The sequence below is a fragment of the Curtobacterium sp. YR515 genome (genome assembly GCF_900113095.1).
Classification (GTDB): Bacteria; Actinomycetota; Actinomycetes; order Actinomycetales; family Microbacteriaceae; genus Curtobacterium.
Window position 1 is genome coordinate 987,350 of the sequence record NZ_FOOD01000001.1, and the last position, 13,523, is coordinate 1,000,872.

Genomic DNA, 13,523 nt, shown 5'->3' on the forward strand with positions numbered 1-13,523 from the left:
CTCGGGGCCGTCGGGCTCCTTGCCGGTGCGGGTCAGGCGTTCGCGACGAGCCAGGCCCGCTGCGTCCGCGACAGCGCCCGGTCGGCCCAGACCTGCCGCTCGACACCGTCCGGCAGCGTCGACGACGTCGAGCCCTGCCACACCAGCTGCAGCCCCGCACGGTCGAGCACGGCCGCCGAGGCCGGGTTGTTCGTCAGCACCCGCCCGGTGACGGCGACGTCGGGAGCGACGTCCGCCGCGGCAGCCACCGCAGCGAGCGCGATCTCCGTCGCGTAGCCGTTGCCCCACGCCGCCGGTGCCAACCGGTAGCCGAGGTTCCACACCCCAGCCGCGGTCATGTCCACGCCACCGACGCCGAGGAACGCGTGGTCGGCCACGGCGCGGACCGCCCACGAGCCGAGCCCGTGTCGTGCCCGGCCGCCGATCTTGCGCTGGACGAGGTCGACCGTCGAGGCCCGCACCGCGTGCCGTCCCGCGGGGAGGTGGGTCCACGTCCGGGCGTCGGAGAAGACCGCGTGCACGTCGTCGATGTCCGCCGGTGACAGCGGGGTGAGCAGGAGGCGATCCGTTCGGATCTCCTGCGAGGGCATCAGGAGCTGGTGGACCATGCCTCGATCATCCCGCCGCCCACCGACATCCGTGTGAACACCACGCGACGAATGCGGGAGTCCGCAACGGCGGTGGCGGTCAGTCGAGCAGCAGCGCCGGCTCCTCGAGCACCGAGGCCACGTCGTGCACGAAGCGCGACGCCACGTCGCCGTCGACGACCCGGTGGTCGAACGAGGCGCCGATCGTCGTCACCATGCGCGACCGGACCTCGCCGTCGACGACCCACGGCTTCGGCTTGATCGTGCCCATCGCCACGATCGCGACCTCGCCCGGGTTGAGGATCGGGGTGCCGGTGTCCATGCCGAACACGCCGATGTTCGTGATCGACACCGTGCCGTTCGCCATCTGCGCCGGGGTGGTCTTGCCGTCGCGGGCGGTCAGGGTGAGCTGCTCGAGGGCCTGGGCGAGCTCGAGCAGGGACATGTCCTGCGCGTCCTTGATGTTCGGCACGATGAGGCCGCGCGGGGTGGCCGCGGCGATGCCGAGGTTCACGAAGTGGTGGACGATGATCTCGCGGTCGGTCCAGGTGGAGTTCACCGAACGGTTGCGGCGGACCGCCCAGATCACGGCCTTCGCCACGAGGAGCAGCGGCGACACCTTCACGCCCGCGAACGTCGGCGAGGACTTCAGCCGCTTGACGAACTCCATCGTGCGGGTGGCGTCCACGTCGACGAACAGCGAGACGTGCGGTGCGGTGAACGCCGACGTGGTCATGGCGGTCGCGATGGCCTTGCGGACACCCTTGACCGGGATCGTCTCGCTGCGGACGTCGCCCCACTCGGGCGTCTCGATGTTGCGGAAGACGCTGGCCTGCTTCGCGTGCCGGATGACGTCGTCACGGGTGACCTCGCCCGCGAGGCCGGTCGCGACGATCTCGCTCAGCTCGACGCCGAGGTCCTTCGCGAGCTTCCGGATCGGGGGCTTCGCGAGGACGTTGGTCGCCACGCCGTGCTTGCGCGCCGAGCCGGACCCGAGGGCGGAGATCGCCTCGGCGGTGGTCTCCTCACCGGGATCGGTGGCGGCTTCGGCCGCTGCAGCGGCGTCGGCACTGGAGGCGCGGCTCGCCTCGGCCGCGAGCGCTGCGGCCCGGCGGGCGCCCGGCTTCCGGCGGGACGGCGACGAGGTCGCGGAGCCGTAGCCGACGAGGACGGCACCGGAGGACTCGTCCGTTCCGACGACGGAGGCGTCGACGGCGACCGGCTGGGCGGGCGCGACTGCGGGCTGCGCGGGAGCGGGCGCCGGCGCCGCGGCCCGCGGCGGGGTCGGCACGCTGACCGGCGCGGGTGCGGCGGGGGTCTGCGTGACCGGGGCGGCGGGGGCGGCCGGTGCCGGCGGGGTGGCGGTGACGTCCGGCGAGGTCGGGACGCTCTGGTCGACGTGTGCCGCGCCTCCTGGGCCGGCGACCGGCGCACCGGACGCGACCTGCGCGTCGGACTCCACGCGGATGATCGGCTTGCCGACCTCGACGGTGTCGCCCTCGGAGACGAGCAGGCCGGTGACGGTGCCGGAGAACGGCGACGGGAGCTCGACGAGGGACTTCGCCGTCTCGATCTCGACGAGGACCTGGTCGACGGTGATCTCGTCACCGATCGCGACGCGCCACTGCACGATCTCGGCCTCGGTGAGGCCTTCACCCACGTCGGGCAGGGGGAATTCGGCGACGGCCACTACGGCTCCTTCGGCGTTCTGGTCGAGCTCGGACAGGGAGGTCAGTAGGCGAGGGCGCGGTCGACGGCCTCGAGGACGCGGTCGGCGTCCGGCAGGTGCAGGTGCTCCAGCTTCGACACCGGGAACGGGACGTCGAACCCGGAGACCCGGAGCGGGGGTGCCTGCATCGTGTAGAACGCCTTCTCGGCGACGGTCGCGGCGATCTCGCTGCCGACGCTGACGAAGCCGGAGGCCTCTTGCGCGATGACGAGACGACCGGTCTTCCGGACCGACGCCAGGAGCGGCTCCCAGTCGATCGGCGAGATCGAGCGGAGGTCGATGACCTCGCAGCTCGTGCCCTCGCCCTCGGCGATCTCCGCCGCCTGCATGAGCGTGGCGACCATCGCGCCGTGGCCGACGAGGGTGACCTCGGTGCCGGTGCGGGCGACGCGCGTGGTGTGCATCGGGACGTGCCCGTCGACGAGGTCCACCTGACCCTTCGGCCAGTAGCGCGACTTCGGCTCGAGGAAGACGACCGGGTCCTTCGAGGCCACTGCTTCCTGGATCATCCAGTAGGCGTCGTTCGGCGTGCTCGGGCTGACCACGCGGAGACCCGGGGTGTGCGCGAAGTACGCCTCGGGCGACTCCTGGTGGTGCTCCACGGCGCCGATGTGGCCGCCGTAGGGGATGCGGATGACGACGGGCAGCGACATGTGCGCCGGCAGCCGGTTCGCCATCTTCGCGAGCTGCGAGGTGATCTGGTCGAAGCCCGGCCAGACGAAGCCGTCGAACTGGATCTCGACGACCGGGCGGTAGCCGCGCAGGGCCAGGCCGATCGCGGTGCCGATGATGCCGGCCTCGGCGAGCGGGGTGTCCCGCACGCGCTCGGGGCCGAACTTCTCCTGCAGGCCCTCGGTGATGCGGAACACACCGCCGAGTGCGCCGATGTCCTCGCCCATCAGCAGGACCTTGTCGTCCGCCTGCATCGCGGCGGCGAGCCCGGCGTTGAGCGCCTTGGCCATCGTCAGGGTCGGGGTGGGGTCGCTCGGGACCTCGCCGGCGCCCGGGTGGGAGCGCAGGGTGTAGTCGAAGAGCTGCTCGGTGGTGCTCATGCGTGGGCGCCCCCTTCGAAGCCGGCCTCGTACTGTTCGAGCCAGGCCTTCTGCTCGGCGATCAGCGGGTGTGGCTCGCGGTAGACGTTGTCGAACATGACGTCGACGGACGGCGGTGTCAGGGCCACGGTGCGGCGGCGGACGTCGGCGGCGATGTCCTCGCCCTCTTCGTCGAACGCGGCGAACTGCTCGTCGGTCGCGCCCTTGGAGCGCAGGTACGCCTCGGAGCGGACGATCGGGTCGCGGCGGACCCAGTCCTCGAGCTCGCCCTCGGCGCGGTAGCGGCTCGGGTCGTCGGAGCTGGTGTGCGCGCCGATGCGGTACGTGTCGGCCTCGATGAACGCCGGGCCCTGGCCGCTGCGGGCGTGGTCGGTGGCGACGACCGAGGCCGTGTACGAGGCGAGGATGTCGTTGCCGTCGATGAGGACGCTCGGGATCCCGAAGCCGCGCGGACGGTCGACGAGCGGCGTCGGCGACTGCACCGACACCGGTACCGAGATCGCCCAGTGGTTGTTCTGCAGGAAGAAGACGACGGGGGCCTTCGTCGAGGCCGAGAACACGTACGCCTCGTTCACGTCGCCCTGGCTCGTCGCGCCGTCGCCGAAGTACACGATCGAGCACGCGTCGCGGTCGGGGTCACCCGTGCCGACGTCGCCGTCGAGCTTCTGCCCGAGCGCGTACCCGGTGGCGTGCAGGGTCTGCGAGCCGATCACCAGGGTGGAGATGTGGGTGTTGCCGCGCTCGTCCGGGTCCCACCCGCCGTGCGTCTGGCCGCGGTACATCGCGATGATCTCCATCGGCTCGACGCCGCGGTGCATCGTGACCGCGTGCTCGCGGTAGGACGGGAAGACGTGGTCCTGTGCACGGAGGGCGAAGGCGGAGCCGGTCTGTGCGGCTTCCTGCCCGTGGCTCGGCACCCAGAGGCCGAGCTGACCGGTGCGCTGGAGGTTGTGACCGGCGTGGTCGAACCGACGGGTGAGGACCATGCGACGGTGCATCGCCAGCAGGGTCTCGTCCGGGATCGCCCGCGCGGCGGCGGCGAACTCGGCGTTCTCGTCGGTCTCCACGAACCGGCCCTCGGGGTCGAGGAGCCGGACGGTGGTCGTCGCGGGGGCCGCGGCGCGGAATGACATGCGGGCCAGCGTAGCGGCAGCGACTACTCGGCTGCCTGGAGGTCCCCCACAAGCGACCGTGCTGTTTCGAGGAGCGTTCCCACAGCCTCGTGCTCCCCGATCGAGATGCGGATGCCCTCGTTCCCGAAGGCCCGGACGATGATGCCGGCCTGCTCGAAGCGCTCCGTCGCGTGTGCCGTCAGCTCGCCGGTCGGCAGCCACACGAAGTTGCCCTGGGCGTCGGGTACGTCCCAGCCCTGCTCGCGGAGCGACGTGACGACGCGGTCCCGCAGGACGGCGATCTCGGACACGCGCTCGAGCAGTTCGGACTCGCGCTCGAGGCTCGCGAGTGCCGCCGCCTGGCCCTGCGCCGTGACCGAGAGCGGGATGGCGCAGGCGCGTACGGCATCGAGCACGTACGCCGGGCCGAGGGCGTACCCGACACGGAGTCCGGCCAGCCCGTACGCCTTCGAGAAGGTGCGGAGCACGACGAGGTTCGGGTACCGCTCGAGCAGCGGGGCGCCACGGACGGCGGTCGGCTCGGTGACGAACTCGGCGTAGGCCTCGTCGAGGACCACGAGCACGGTGGCGGGCACCTGCGCCATGAACGCCTCGAACTCCGCGCCGGTCACGATCGGGCCGGTCGGGTTGTTCGGCGTGCAGACGATCACGAGGCGGGTGCGCTCGGTGACGGCGGCGGCCATCGCGTCGAGGTCGTGACCGCCGTCGGGGCGGTTCGGCACCTGCACGCTCGTGGCGCCGGCGACCGTGACGACGCCGGGGTAGGCCTCGAAGGAACGCCACGCGTAGACGATCTCGTCGCCGGGGCCGGAGGTGGCCTTGGCGAGTTCGTGGAGGATCGCGACGCTGCCGGGGGCGACGTGGACCTCGTCGACGGTGGTGCCGAAGCGGTTCGCGAGCACGGCTCGGACGGCGAGGGCGGTGGCGTCGGGGTAGCGGTTGAACGCGGTCTGCGCCTGCACGGCCTCGACGACGCCGGGCAGCGGCGGGAACGGGTTCTCGTTGCTCGACAGCTTGAAGGCGTCGGCCGCGGCCTGGCGCCCCTGCTTGTAGGCGGGGAGAACGGCGATCTCGGGCCGGATGTGCACGCGCTCGTCAGTCACGGGATCAGGCTACCGGCCCGTCCGCGGGTACCGGAGGGCATCATGGACGCATGCGATTCCTCGTCCGCCTCGTCGTCAACGCCGTCGCCCTCTGGCTCACCACGCTGATCGTCAGCGGCGTCTCCGTCACGCCCTTCGGCGACGGCGGCACCACGGCCACCGTGCTCACCTACCTGCTCGTGGCGTTCGTGTTCGGCCTCGTGAACGCGGTCATCGGCACGCTCATCCGGATCGTGGCCTTCCCGATCTACATCCTCACGCTCGGACTCATCTCGTTCGTCGTGAACGCGATCCTGCTGCTCATCGTCGCCGGGATCTCGGACGCCTTCGGCTTCGGGCTGCAGGTCGACTCGTTCGGCTGGGGCATCGTCGGCGCCTTCGTGCTCGCGGTGTTCGCGTGGCTGATCGGGCTGTTCGTGCGGCCGGTGCTGAACCGCCCGCGCGCGTGACGCTGGCCGACGACCCGTCGGCCAGCACCCCGTCGGGGTGGGCCGACGACCGGACCGGCACCGCGCCTCCCGACGGCAGCAGCGTCGCGGACGGACGCTCCCTGCGCCATGATGTCCCCATGACCCCGGACGCCGACGCCCCTTTCCGGGTCTCGTTCGTCTGCAGCGGCAACATCTGCCGCTCCCCCATGGCCGGCATCGTCTTCGCCCAGCTCGCGGCGGACGCCGGCATGGCCGACCGGTTCCAGGTCGAGTCCGCCGGCACCGGCGACTGGCACGTCGGCGAGCCCGCCGACGAGCGCACGATCGCAGCACTCGCAGCGCGCGGATACGATGGCAGCAGGCATCGCGCCCGTCAGTTCGATCCGGACCGGTTCCCGGACCTCGATCTGGTGGTCGCACTCGACCGCTCCCACGAACGCATCCTGCGCTCGTGGGCACCGACCATGGACGACGCCGCGAAGGTGACGCTCCTGCTGCGGTACGACGACGCCTGGCCCCAGCAGACCGACGTACCGGATCCGTACTACGCGGACCGGCACGAGTTCGACCGAGTGCTCTCGACCGTCGAACGGGCCTGCCGGGCGCTCTTCCGCCAACTCGAGCCGGCAGTCCGTCAGGGAGCCCCATGACCCCCCTTCCCCCGCAGCCGATCAGCCCGCTCGACGGGCGCTACTACCCGATCGTGCACACGGTGGGCGAGCACCTCTCCGAAGCCGGGCTCAACCGCGCGCGCATCGTGGTCGAGGTCGAGTGGCTCATCTTCCTGACCGACCACGCGATGTTCACCACGTCGCCGCTCAGCGTCGACGACAAGGCCGCGCTCCGCCGGGTCGTGGAGACCTTCGGCCAGGAGCAGATCGCCGAGCTCGCCGAGATCGAGGCCACGACGCGGCACGACGTCAAGGCGGTCGAGTACTTCGTCCGTCGTCGTCTGTCCGAGCTCGGGCTCGACGCGATCGCCGAGCTCACGCACTTCGCCGCGACGAGCGAGGACGTGAACAACCTCTCGTACGCGCTGACCGTCCGCGACACCGTCGACCAGGTGTGGCTGCCGGCGTACCGCGCCGTCGTGGCGAGGCTCCGCGAGCTCGCCGACGAGCTGAAGAGCGTCCCGATGCTCTCGCACACGCACGGGCAGCCGGCGACGCCGACGACGCTCGGCAAGGAGCTCGCGGTCGTCGTCTACCGCCTCGAGCGCGTGCTGTCCCAGATCGAGGGCGGCGAGTACCTCGGCAAGTTCTCCGGCGCGACCGGCACGTTCTCGGCGCACCTCGCGGCCGACCCCGAGGCCGACTGGCCCGCACTCTCCCGCGAGTTCGTCGAGGGTCTCGGGCTCACCTGGAACCCCCTCACGACGCAGATCGAATCGCACGACTGGCAGGCCGAGCTGTACGACCGGGTGCGCCACGCGAACCGGATCCTGCACAACCTCGCGACGGACGTGTGGACCTACATCTCGATGGGGTACTTCACGCAGATCCCGGTGGCGGGTGCCACGGGCTCGTCGACGATGCCGCACAAGATCAACCCGATCCGGTTCGAGAACGCCGAGGCGAACCTCGAGATCTCGTCGGCGCTGTTCTCCACGCTGTCCGAGACGCTCGTGACGTCGCGGCTCCAGCGTGACCTCACCGACTCGACCACGCAGCGGAACATCGGCGTCGCGTTCGGGCACTCGCTGCTCGCGCTCGACAACCTGCGCCGTGGCCTGGGCGAGATCGCCGTGAACGAGGTCCGTCTCGCGGAGGACCTCGACCGCAACTGGGAGGTGCTGGCCGAGGCCATCCAGACGGTCATCCGCGCCGAGGTCACCGCCGGGCAGTCGAACATCGAGGACCCGTACGCGATGCTCAAGGAGCTCACGCGCGGGAAGCGCATCGGGCAGGCGGAGCTCGTCGCGTTCGTGAACGGCCTGGACATCTCGTCCGGCGCGAAGGCCCGGCTGACGAACCTCACCCCGGCGACCTACACGGGCCTCGCCGACGAGCTCGTCGACCACCTCGACGTGTAGCGCGCCGCGTCGCGAGTTTCGTGAGCAGAAATGGTCGGGTCCCGAGCAGGGACCCGACCCCTTCTGCTCACCAAGTGCCGGCCTGGAGGCGCGGGGCGGCCCCGCCGGCAGCGTCACCGGCTCAGGTGGTGACGTCCAGGGCCTCGGCGACCAGCGCCTCCAGGACCGTCCGGACCACGGGGCGGACCGCACGGTCCGGCCGGACGAGCGCCTCGATCCGCCGCCCCGCGCGGACGTCGGCGAGCTCGGCGAGGCGGAAGCGACCGGACGCCCGGGTCCCCGAGGTGTACCGCGGCACGAGCGCCACCCCGTGTCCGGCGGCGACGAGGTTCTCGATGACGGGCAGGTGGATCGTCCGGAAGCCGACGCTCGGCGGGGTGTCCGTCGCCGCCGCCATGGCCGTGAGCACCCGGTCGATCGGGTAGCCCTCCGGCACCCCGATCCAGGACTCCCCGACGACGTCGTCGATGCGGACGCGCTCGCGGGCGGCCAGCCGGTGGTCGAGCGGGAGCGCGACGTCGAGCGGCTCGCGGAGGAGCGGGACGGTCTCGAGCGCCTCCCGGCCGGCCGGTGGGGCGCCGTCCGGCCGGTGCCCGATGACGACGTCGTGGTCGGCGGCGAGGGGGCCGAACGCGTCCTCGTCGACGTCGACGTCGACGAGGACCAGGTCGATGCCGGGGTGCTCCCGCATCCGGGTGAGCAGGCCGGGCAGCAGGAGTTCCGCGGCCGACGGGAACACGGCGAGGTCCACCCGTCCGGTCGCGCCGCCGAGGTGCTCCTGCCACGCCGCGTCCACCGTGGCGATCGCCGTCGCGACGCCGCTCGCCAGCCCGGCGAGCACCCGGCCGTGCTCGGTGAGCTGGACCCCGCGGCCGACCCGTTCGACGAGGGGGACGCCGACCTGTCGCTGCAGGGTCTGGAGCTGCTGCGAGACGGCGCTGGGCGTGCGGTGCGTGGCCTCGGCGACGGCGGTGACGCTCCCCCGCTCGGCGAGTTCGCGGAGGACGGCGAGCAGCTGTACGTCGAAGCCGACCATGCAGGGAGCCTACAACGTCGGTACGGAACTCTTCGCTGGTGCTGAACGGTGCGGCTGGGTCACGATCGACCCGTGCGCACCCGTGACCGCCTCCTCGCCGTGGTCGTCGCCGTCGTGTGGGGGCTCAACTTCCCCGCGACGGCCCTCGCCCTCGAGCACTTCCCGCCGTTCCTGCTCGCCGCGCTGCGGTTCACGCTGCTCGCGGTCCCGACCGTGCTGCTCGTCCCGCGCCCGAGGCTCCCGTTCGGCCGGCTCCTGCTCGTCGGCTTCGGGCTCGGGGTCCTGCAGTTCGCGTTCCTGTACCTCGGCATGGCCGCGGGGCTCCCGTCCGGGTTGGCGTCGCTCGTCCTGCAGGCGTCGGCGCCGTTCACGGTGGTGCTCGCCGGGGTGTTCCTGCGCGAGCGGCTCACCGGCCGGCAGGTGATCGGGGTCACGATCGCGGTGGCGGCGCTGGCGGCGATCGCCGTGCACCGGGCGCAGGCGGCCGCGCTGCTGCCCGTCGTGCTCGCGCTGTGCGGGGCCCTCGGGTGGGCGATCGGCAACGTCGCGACCCGTCGGGCCGGGGCGGCCAACCCGCTGCACCTGACGCTGTGGTGGTCGATCGTGCCGCCGGTGCCGATGGCCGTCCTGTCGTTCGTCGTCGAGGGGCCGTCCCGCATCGGGAACGCGCTCGGGACGGCGTTCACCGCGGAGGCGCTGCCGGCGGACCTCGGACTGCTCTACATCGTGCTGGTGGCGACCCTCGTCGGGTACGGCATCTGGTCGCGGCTGATGGCGGCGTACCCGTCGAGCACCGTCGCGCCGTTCTCGATGCTCGTGCCCGTGGTCGGGGTGTTCGCCTCGTGGGTGGCGTTCGGGGAGGTGCCGGACGCGGTGGAGATCGCGGCCGGGGTCGTCGTGGTGGCCGCCGTGCTGTGGTCGTCCCGGCCCGCGCGGTCGCGCCCGGCGCGGGTCCGCCCGACACGGGCCCGCCCTGCGCGGGTCCGCCCGGCGTCGTCGCCGGTCGAGGTCGCACCACACGCCGCGGACGCTCCGCCGAGGTCGCACGACGTGCCGTCCGCCGACGGCCGGGGCGGCAGTTCGAGCGACCTCGGCGACCCGCCCCCGCCGACGCCCGCGCCGGCGCCGGCGCCGGCGCTCAGCCCCGGTGCTGCCGACGCTCCGCGATGATCCCGGCGAGTGCGCCGCGCAGGTGCGGGTAGCGGAACTCGTACCCGGCCTCCACCAGGCGCGTCGGCACCACCCACCGGCTCTTCAGCACGAGCTCGGTCTCGGTCCGGATCGCGAACGACCCGAGCTCGAGCATCCACCTCCACGTCGGGATCCCGAAGCGTCGCCCGACGGCGTCCCGGATGGTGGCCATCACGGTGCGGTTGTCCGACGGGTTCGGGCTCGACACGTTGACCGCGCCGTCGATGTTGTCGTGGTCGCGGACGAAGCGGATCGCCCCGAGGACGTCCGCGATGTGCACCCAGCTGAACCGCTGCCGGCCCCGGGTGTGGCGGTTCACGTGGTACGTGCCGGCACGGAGCCGGGAGCGCGTCGGGAACCACGGGCCGTCGTACTGCGGCCCGCCGAGTCCCGCCTGCGCCAACCGGAGCAACGGCACGAGGGCGCTGCCGTCGCCGAACACGATCGCCATCCGGAGCGCCACGCGGCGGGTGCCGGGCAGGTCGACCGCGGACAGGGCGTCCTCCCACGCCTTCGCGACCGAGACCGAGAACCCCTCGCCGAGCTCGCCCGTCGCCTCGTCCTGGGGGCGGTCGTCGGCGTGCCGGTAGATCGTCGCCGTCGAGGCGTTCACCCACAGCGGCGGCGGGTGCTCGCTCGTGCGGATCGCCTCGGCCAGTTCGAGCGTGGTGTCGACCCGGGAGCGGATGATCTCCGCCCGGTTCCGGCGCCCGTACCGGCAGTTGACGCTCTTGCCGGCCATGTTCACGACGAGTGCGGCCCCGTCCACGAGCTCGCGGATCCGCATGGTGTTGCCCCACACAGCGTCGCCGGTGCGGCCGATCGTGACGACCTCGTAGCCCTCGTCGCGGAAGGCGTCCTGCAGGTACTGCCCGACGAAACCGCTCGCCCCCGCGATCACGGCGCGGCCCTTGTGGTCGCTCATCTCATCCCCGTCCTGTGTCCGGCGCGATCTCGTACCGGAACGCCCCCTCGTACCGGTACAGCGTGCCGACCAGCGGGGCCGAGAGCACCAGGGACACGCGCTGCTGGTCGGCATCGTCATCGAATCGTTCTACGCGCCCCGCTCGGCGGCAACGCGCCAGCGTTGCGCGGGGTGCGCCGGGCGAGCCTGCGAGTCCGGGTCCCACGCCCGAGTTCGGACCAGGCGCAGGGCGCCCGCGTCCGGCCCCTGCGCGTCGACCTCCGCCCGGAGCAGGGCGCTGACGCGCCCACGGCGACCGAGGTGGTCGACGAGCCCGTCGGGTCCGGCGGTGATGGCGTCGACCATCGTGCGGGAGCCGGAGCGGAAGCGGAAGGTGCGGTGCGCGCGGACGGCGACCCGGACCTCCTGGACCGCATGCCCGCGACCGACGCGAGCCGGGCGGTTCTCGACCGTGAAGGGGACGTCCCGTTCCCAGACCGGGAACATGACGGCGTCGCGGGCGAACCACGCGAGTACCGGCCAGAGCCAGCGGCGGGGCGTGCCGACGACGTCGAAGAGGCCCTCGCCACGGCCGACGTGTCCGGGCGGGATCGCGCCGAAGTAGGTCGACAGTCGCGGGTGCAACCGGGCCAGCACGTCGGGCGGTGTGGACAGCTCGTATGGCGACCGGGTCACGTCCCGATCCTGGCATGTCGTCGGTGCGGATCCCTACGATGATGCGCATGGGACACGACCACGGAGCAGGGCACTCGCACGGGCACGCGTCCGAGCGCGCACTGCTCATCGCGTTCTGCATCTCGGCGACGATCCTGCTGGCCGAGGTCGTCGGTGCCGTCGTGACCGGATCGCTCGCCCTGCTCGTCGACGCCGGGCACATGGTCGTCGACACCGGCGGGCTCGGCATCGGCCTCGTGGCGACGCGGCTCGCACGACGCTCGCCGACCGCGCAGCGCACGTGGGGCTTCCAGCGCGCCGAGGTGCTCGGGGCCACGGCGCAGGCGGCGATCCTGCTCGCCGTCGGCGTCTACGTGATCATCTCGGCGATCCAGCGGCTGTTCGTGCCGGCGGAGATCCACTCCGGTCCGCTGCTCGTGTTCGGGATCATCGGCCTCGTCGGCAACCTCGTGGCGTACGCCGTGCTGCTCCGGGCCTCCGGCGAGGGGTTCACCTCGCGGGCCGCCCGGCTCGAGGTCCTCAACGACACCCTCGGCTCCGTCGCGGTCATCGCCGCCGCGGTCGTCCTCATGCTGACCGGGTGGGAGCGTGCGGACTCGGTCGCGGCGATCCTGATCGGGCTGCTCATCCTGCCGCGGGCGATCCGGCTGCTGCGCGAGACCGCCAATGTGCTGCTCGAGTCGACGCCCCCGGGGCTCGACCTCGACGACGTCCGGGGGCACATCCTCGAGCTCGACCACGTCATCGCCGTGCACGACCTGCACGCGACCCTCGTGGCGACCGGGGTGCCCAACCTGACCGCGCACGTGGTGGTGGACGACGAGTGCTTCTCGACGGCGCACGCCCCGCGGATCCTCGACGAGCTGCAGCAGTGCGTGGCGGAGCACTTCGACGTCCCCGTGGAGCATTCGACGTTCCAGCTGGAGCCGGCATCGCACCGGCGGCACGAGCACGAGGTGCACGCCTAGGCGGTGCCCGCCGCGCCACCGTCGCCCGGGGACGAGGTCAGCAGCCGCCGTCGCTCGTGGGGAACGCCGTGATCACGCGGTCGGTGGTGGCCGACACGATCACGCGGACGAACGGCTCGGCCGCGGGGCGAGACCCGTCGTCGAACCGCACGGGAGCGGCGAAGCAGACCTTGCCGTCGCCGGCGTCCTGCGGGTACCCGGTCGCCGGTGCCTCGAGGGCGGACTGCACCGCGGTGAGCATCGCGTCGTCCCAGTCCCGGGAGCCGTGGCCGGTCACGACGTCCTCCCAATCCGCGGTGTGCCGGACCCGGATGTGCTCGTAGCCCTGGCCGGAGTTCCCGCACTGCAGCACGACCGTGCCGAGCGCATCGGTGTCGTACCGGGCCACGGTCTCGCGGGTGCTCCGGTCGCAGCGGGCGAGGACGTCGTCGCCGGGCAGGTCCGGGCCGGTGCGGGTGATCGTCACCGTGCCGTCCTTCGTCGCGCCCCCGCCGGCGGTCGCACTCGGGACGACGCTGGCCGCCGTGCCCCCGAGCACCGGGTCGTCCGCACCGCGCTGCGCCGTCAGCGCGACGCCACCGGCCACGAGGCCGGCGGCCAGCACGGCGGCGACGCCGGTGATGACGGAACGGTTGCGCTTCTGGGACACGCGCCCAGTATG

At 72.4% G+C, this 13,523-nt stretch carries 14 protein-coding genes; 5 read left to right on the forward strand and 9 right to left on the reverse strand.

From position 1 onward, the window contains the following. Window positions 1–32: 32 nt before the first annotated feature. The 5 genes from BM028_RS04570 to BM028_RS04590 form a co-directional block, all read right to left on the reverse strand. Window positions 33–608 (reverse strand): GNAT family N-acetyltransferase, encoded by a 576-nt coding sequence (locus tag BM028_RS04570; protein ID WP_092384788.1) that lies wholly within the window; start codon window positions 606–608, stop codon window positions 33–35. Between the two features lie 79 nt (window positions 609–687). Further along, window positions 688–2,277, reverse strand: coding sequence for a dihydrolipoamide acetyltransferase family protein (locus BM028_RS04575; protein WP_092384790.1), 1,590 nt, complete (start codon window positions 2,275–2,277; stop codon window positions 688–690). A 41-nt stretch (window positions 2,278–2,318) separates the two neighbouring features. Further along, window positions 2,319–3,278 (reverse strand): alpha-ketoacid dehydrogenase subunit beta, encoded by a 960-nt coding sequence (locus BM028_RS04580; RefSeq protein WP_070419276.1) that lies wholly within the window; start codon window positions 3,276–3,278, stop codon window positions 2,319–2,321. An 86-nt stretch (window positions 3,279–3,364) separates the two neighbouring features. Beyond that, complete coding sequence (locus BM028_RS04585) at window positions 3,365–4,501, reverse strand: thiamine pyrophosphate-dependent dehydrogenase E1 component subunit alpha (protein WP_071295537.1); 1,137 nt, start codon at window positions 4,499–4,501, stop codon at window positions 3,365–3,367. A 23-nt stretch (window positions 4,502–4,524) separates the two neighbouring features. Then, window positions 4,525–5,604 carry a histidinol-phosphate transaminase gene (locus tag BM028_RS04590; protein WP_092384792.1) on the reverse strand — a complete coding sequence of 360 codons (1,080 nt, stop codon included), beginning with the start codon at window positions 5,602–5,604 and terminating at the stop codon, window positions 4,525–4,527. Between the two features lie 50 nt (window positions 5,605–5,654). Here BM028_RS04590 and BM028_RS04595 point away from each other — a divergent pair, with 50 nt between their 5' ends. The 3 genes from BM028_RS04595 to purB all read left to right on the forward strand — a co-directional run bounded on the left by BM028_RS04595 (window position 5,655) and on the right by purB (window position 8,067). Then, window positions 5,655–6,053, forward strand: a complete 399-nt coding sequence (locus tag BM028_RS04595) for a phage holin family protein (protein ID WP_070417157.1) — start codon at window positions 5,655–5,657, stop codon at window positions 6,051–6,053. Between the two features lie 119 nt (window positions 6,054–6,172). Further along, complete coding sequence (locus BM028_RS04600; protein ID WP_070419277.1) at window positions 6,173–6,685, forward strand: low molecular weight protein-tyrosine-phosphatase; 513 nt, start codon at window positions 6,173–6,175, stop codon at window positions 6,683–6,685. Beyond that, window positions 6,682–8,067: an adenylosuccinate lyase gene (purB, locus tag BM028_RS04605; RefSeq protein ID WP_070417158.1), complete on the forward strand. Its 1,386-nt coding sequence runs from the start codon at window positions 6,682–6,684 to the stop codon at window positions 8,065–8,067. The genes BM028_RS04600 and purB overlap by 4 nt, the downstream gene beginning before the upstream one ends. A gap of 121 nt (window positions 8,068–8,188) precedes the next feature. Here the strand turns inward: purB and BM028_RS04610 are convergent, their stop codons facing one another. Continuing rightward, on the reverse strand, window positions 8,189–9,103 hold the full coding sequence (locus BM028_RS04610) for a LysR family transcriptional regulator (protein ID WP_092384794.1): 915 nt from the start codon (window positions 9,101–9,103) through the stop codon (window positions 8,189–8,191). A 72-nt stretch (window positions 9,104–9,175) separates the two neighbouring features. On the opposite strand from BM028_RS04610, the gene BM028_RS04615 reads away from it, so the two are divergent. Next, a complete protein-coding gene (locus BM028_RS04615) occupies window positions 9,176–10,273 on the forward strand; it encodes an EamA family transporter (RefSeq protein ID WP_092384796.1) in 1,098 nt (365 codons plus the stop codon). Here BM028_RS04615 and BM028_RS04620 read toward each other — a convergent pair. Both BM028_RS04620 and BM028_RS04625 read right to left on the reverse strand, forming a co-directional pair. Beyond that, window positions 10,242–11,219 (reverse strand): epimerase, encoded by a 978-nt coding sequence (locus BM028_RS04620; protein ID WP_092384798.1) that lies wholly within the window; start codon window positions 11,217–11,219, stop codon window positions 10,242–10,244. The genes BM028_RS04615 and BM028_RS04620 overlap by 32 nt on opposite strands. A gap of 129 nt (window positions 11,220–11,348) precedes the next feature. Then, the gene (locus BM028_RS04625) at window positions 11,349–11,894 is read right to left on the reverse strand and encodes a DUF4166 domain-containing protein (RefSeq protein ID WP_092384800.1); all 546 of its coding nucleotides are present in this window, start codon (window positions 11,892–11,894) and stop codon (window positions 11,349–11,351) included. A 47-nt stretch (window positions 11,895–11,941) separates the two neighbouring features. Here BM028_RS04625 and BM028_RS04630 point away from each other — a divergent pair, with 47 nt between their 5' ends. Beyond that, window positions 11,942–12,862 carry a cation diffusion facilitator family transporter gene (locus tag BM028_RS04630; protein WP_070419278.1) on the forward strand — a complete coding sequence of 307 codons (921 nt, stop codon included), beginning with the start codon at window positions 11,942–11,944 and terminating at the stop codon, window positions 12,860–12,862. Between the two features lie 37 nt (window positions 12,863–12,899). On the opposite strand, the gene BM028_RS04635 is transcribed toward BM028_RS04630, so the two are convergent. Further along, a complete protein-coding gene (locus BM028_RS04635) occupies window positions 12,900–13,511 on the reverse strand; it encodes a hypothetical protein (protein ID WP_092384802.1) in 612 nt (203 codons plus the stop codon). Window positions 13,512–13,523: the final 12 nt, after the last annotated feature.

What these genes read in the sequence shown, in the direction of transcription:
- BM028_RS04570 (WP_092384788.1), bottom strand. Translation starts at nt 608, where the DNA reads ATGGTCCACCAGCTCCTGATGCCCTCGCAGGAGATCCGAACGGATCGC.
- BM028_RS04580 (WP_070419276.1), bottom strand. Translation starts at nt 3,278, where the DNA reads ATGGCCAAGGCGCTCAACGCCGGGCTCGCCGCCGCGATGCAGGCGGAC.
- BM028_RS04585 (WP_071295537.1), bottom strand. Translation starts at nt 4,501, where the DNA reads ATGTCATTCCGCGCCGCGGCCCCCGCGACGACCACCGTCCGGCTCCTC.
- BM028_RS04595 (WP_070417157.1), top strand. Translation starts at nt 5,655, where the DNA reads ATGCGATTCCTCGTCCGCCTCGTCGTCAACGCCGTCGCCCTCTGGCTC.
- BM028_RS04600 (WP_070419277.1), top strand. Translation starts at nt 6,173, where the DNA reads ATGACCCCGGACGCCGACGCCCCTTTCCGGGTCTCGTTCGTCTGCAGC.
- purB (WP_070417158.1), top strand. Translation starts at nt 6,682, where the DNA reads ATGACCCCCCTTCCCCCGCAGCCGATCAGCCCGCTCGACGGGCGCTAC.
- BM028_RS04610 (WP_092384794.1), bottom strand. Translation starts at nt 9,103, where the DNA reads ATGGTCGGCTTCGACGTACAGCTGCTCGCCGTCCTCCGCGAACTCGCC.
- BM028_RS04620 (WP_092384798.1), bottom strand. Translation starts at nt 11,219, where the DNA reads ATGAGCGACCACAAGGGCCGCGCCGTGATCGCGGGGGCGAGCGGTTTC.
- BM028_RS04630 (WP_070419278.1), top strand. Translation starts at nt 11,942, where the DNA reads ATGGGACACGACCACGGAGCAGGGCACTCGCACGGGCACGCGTCCGAG.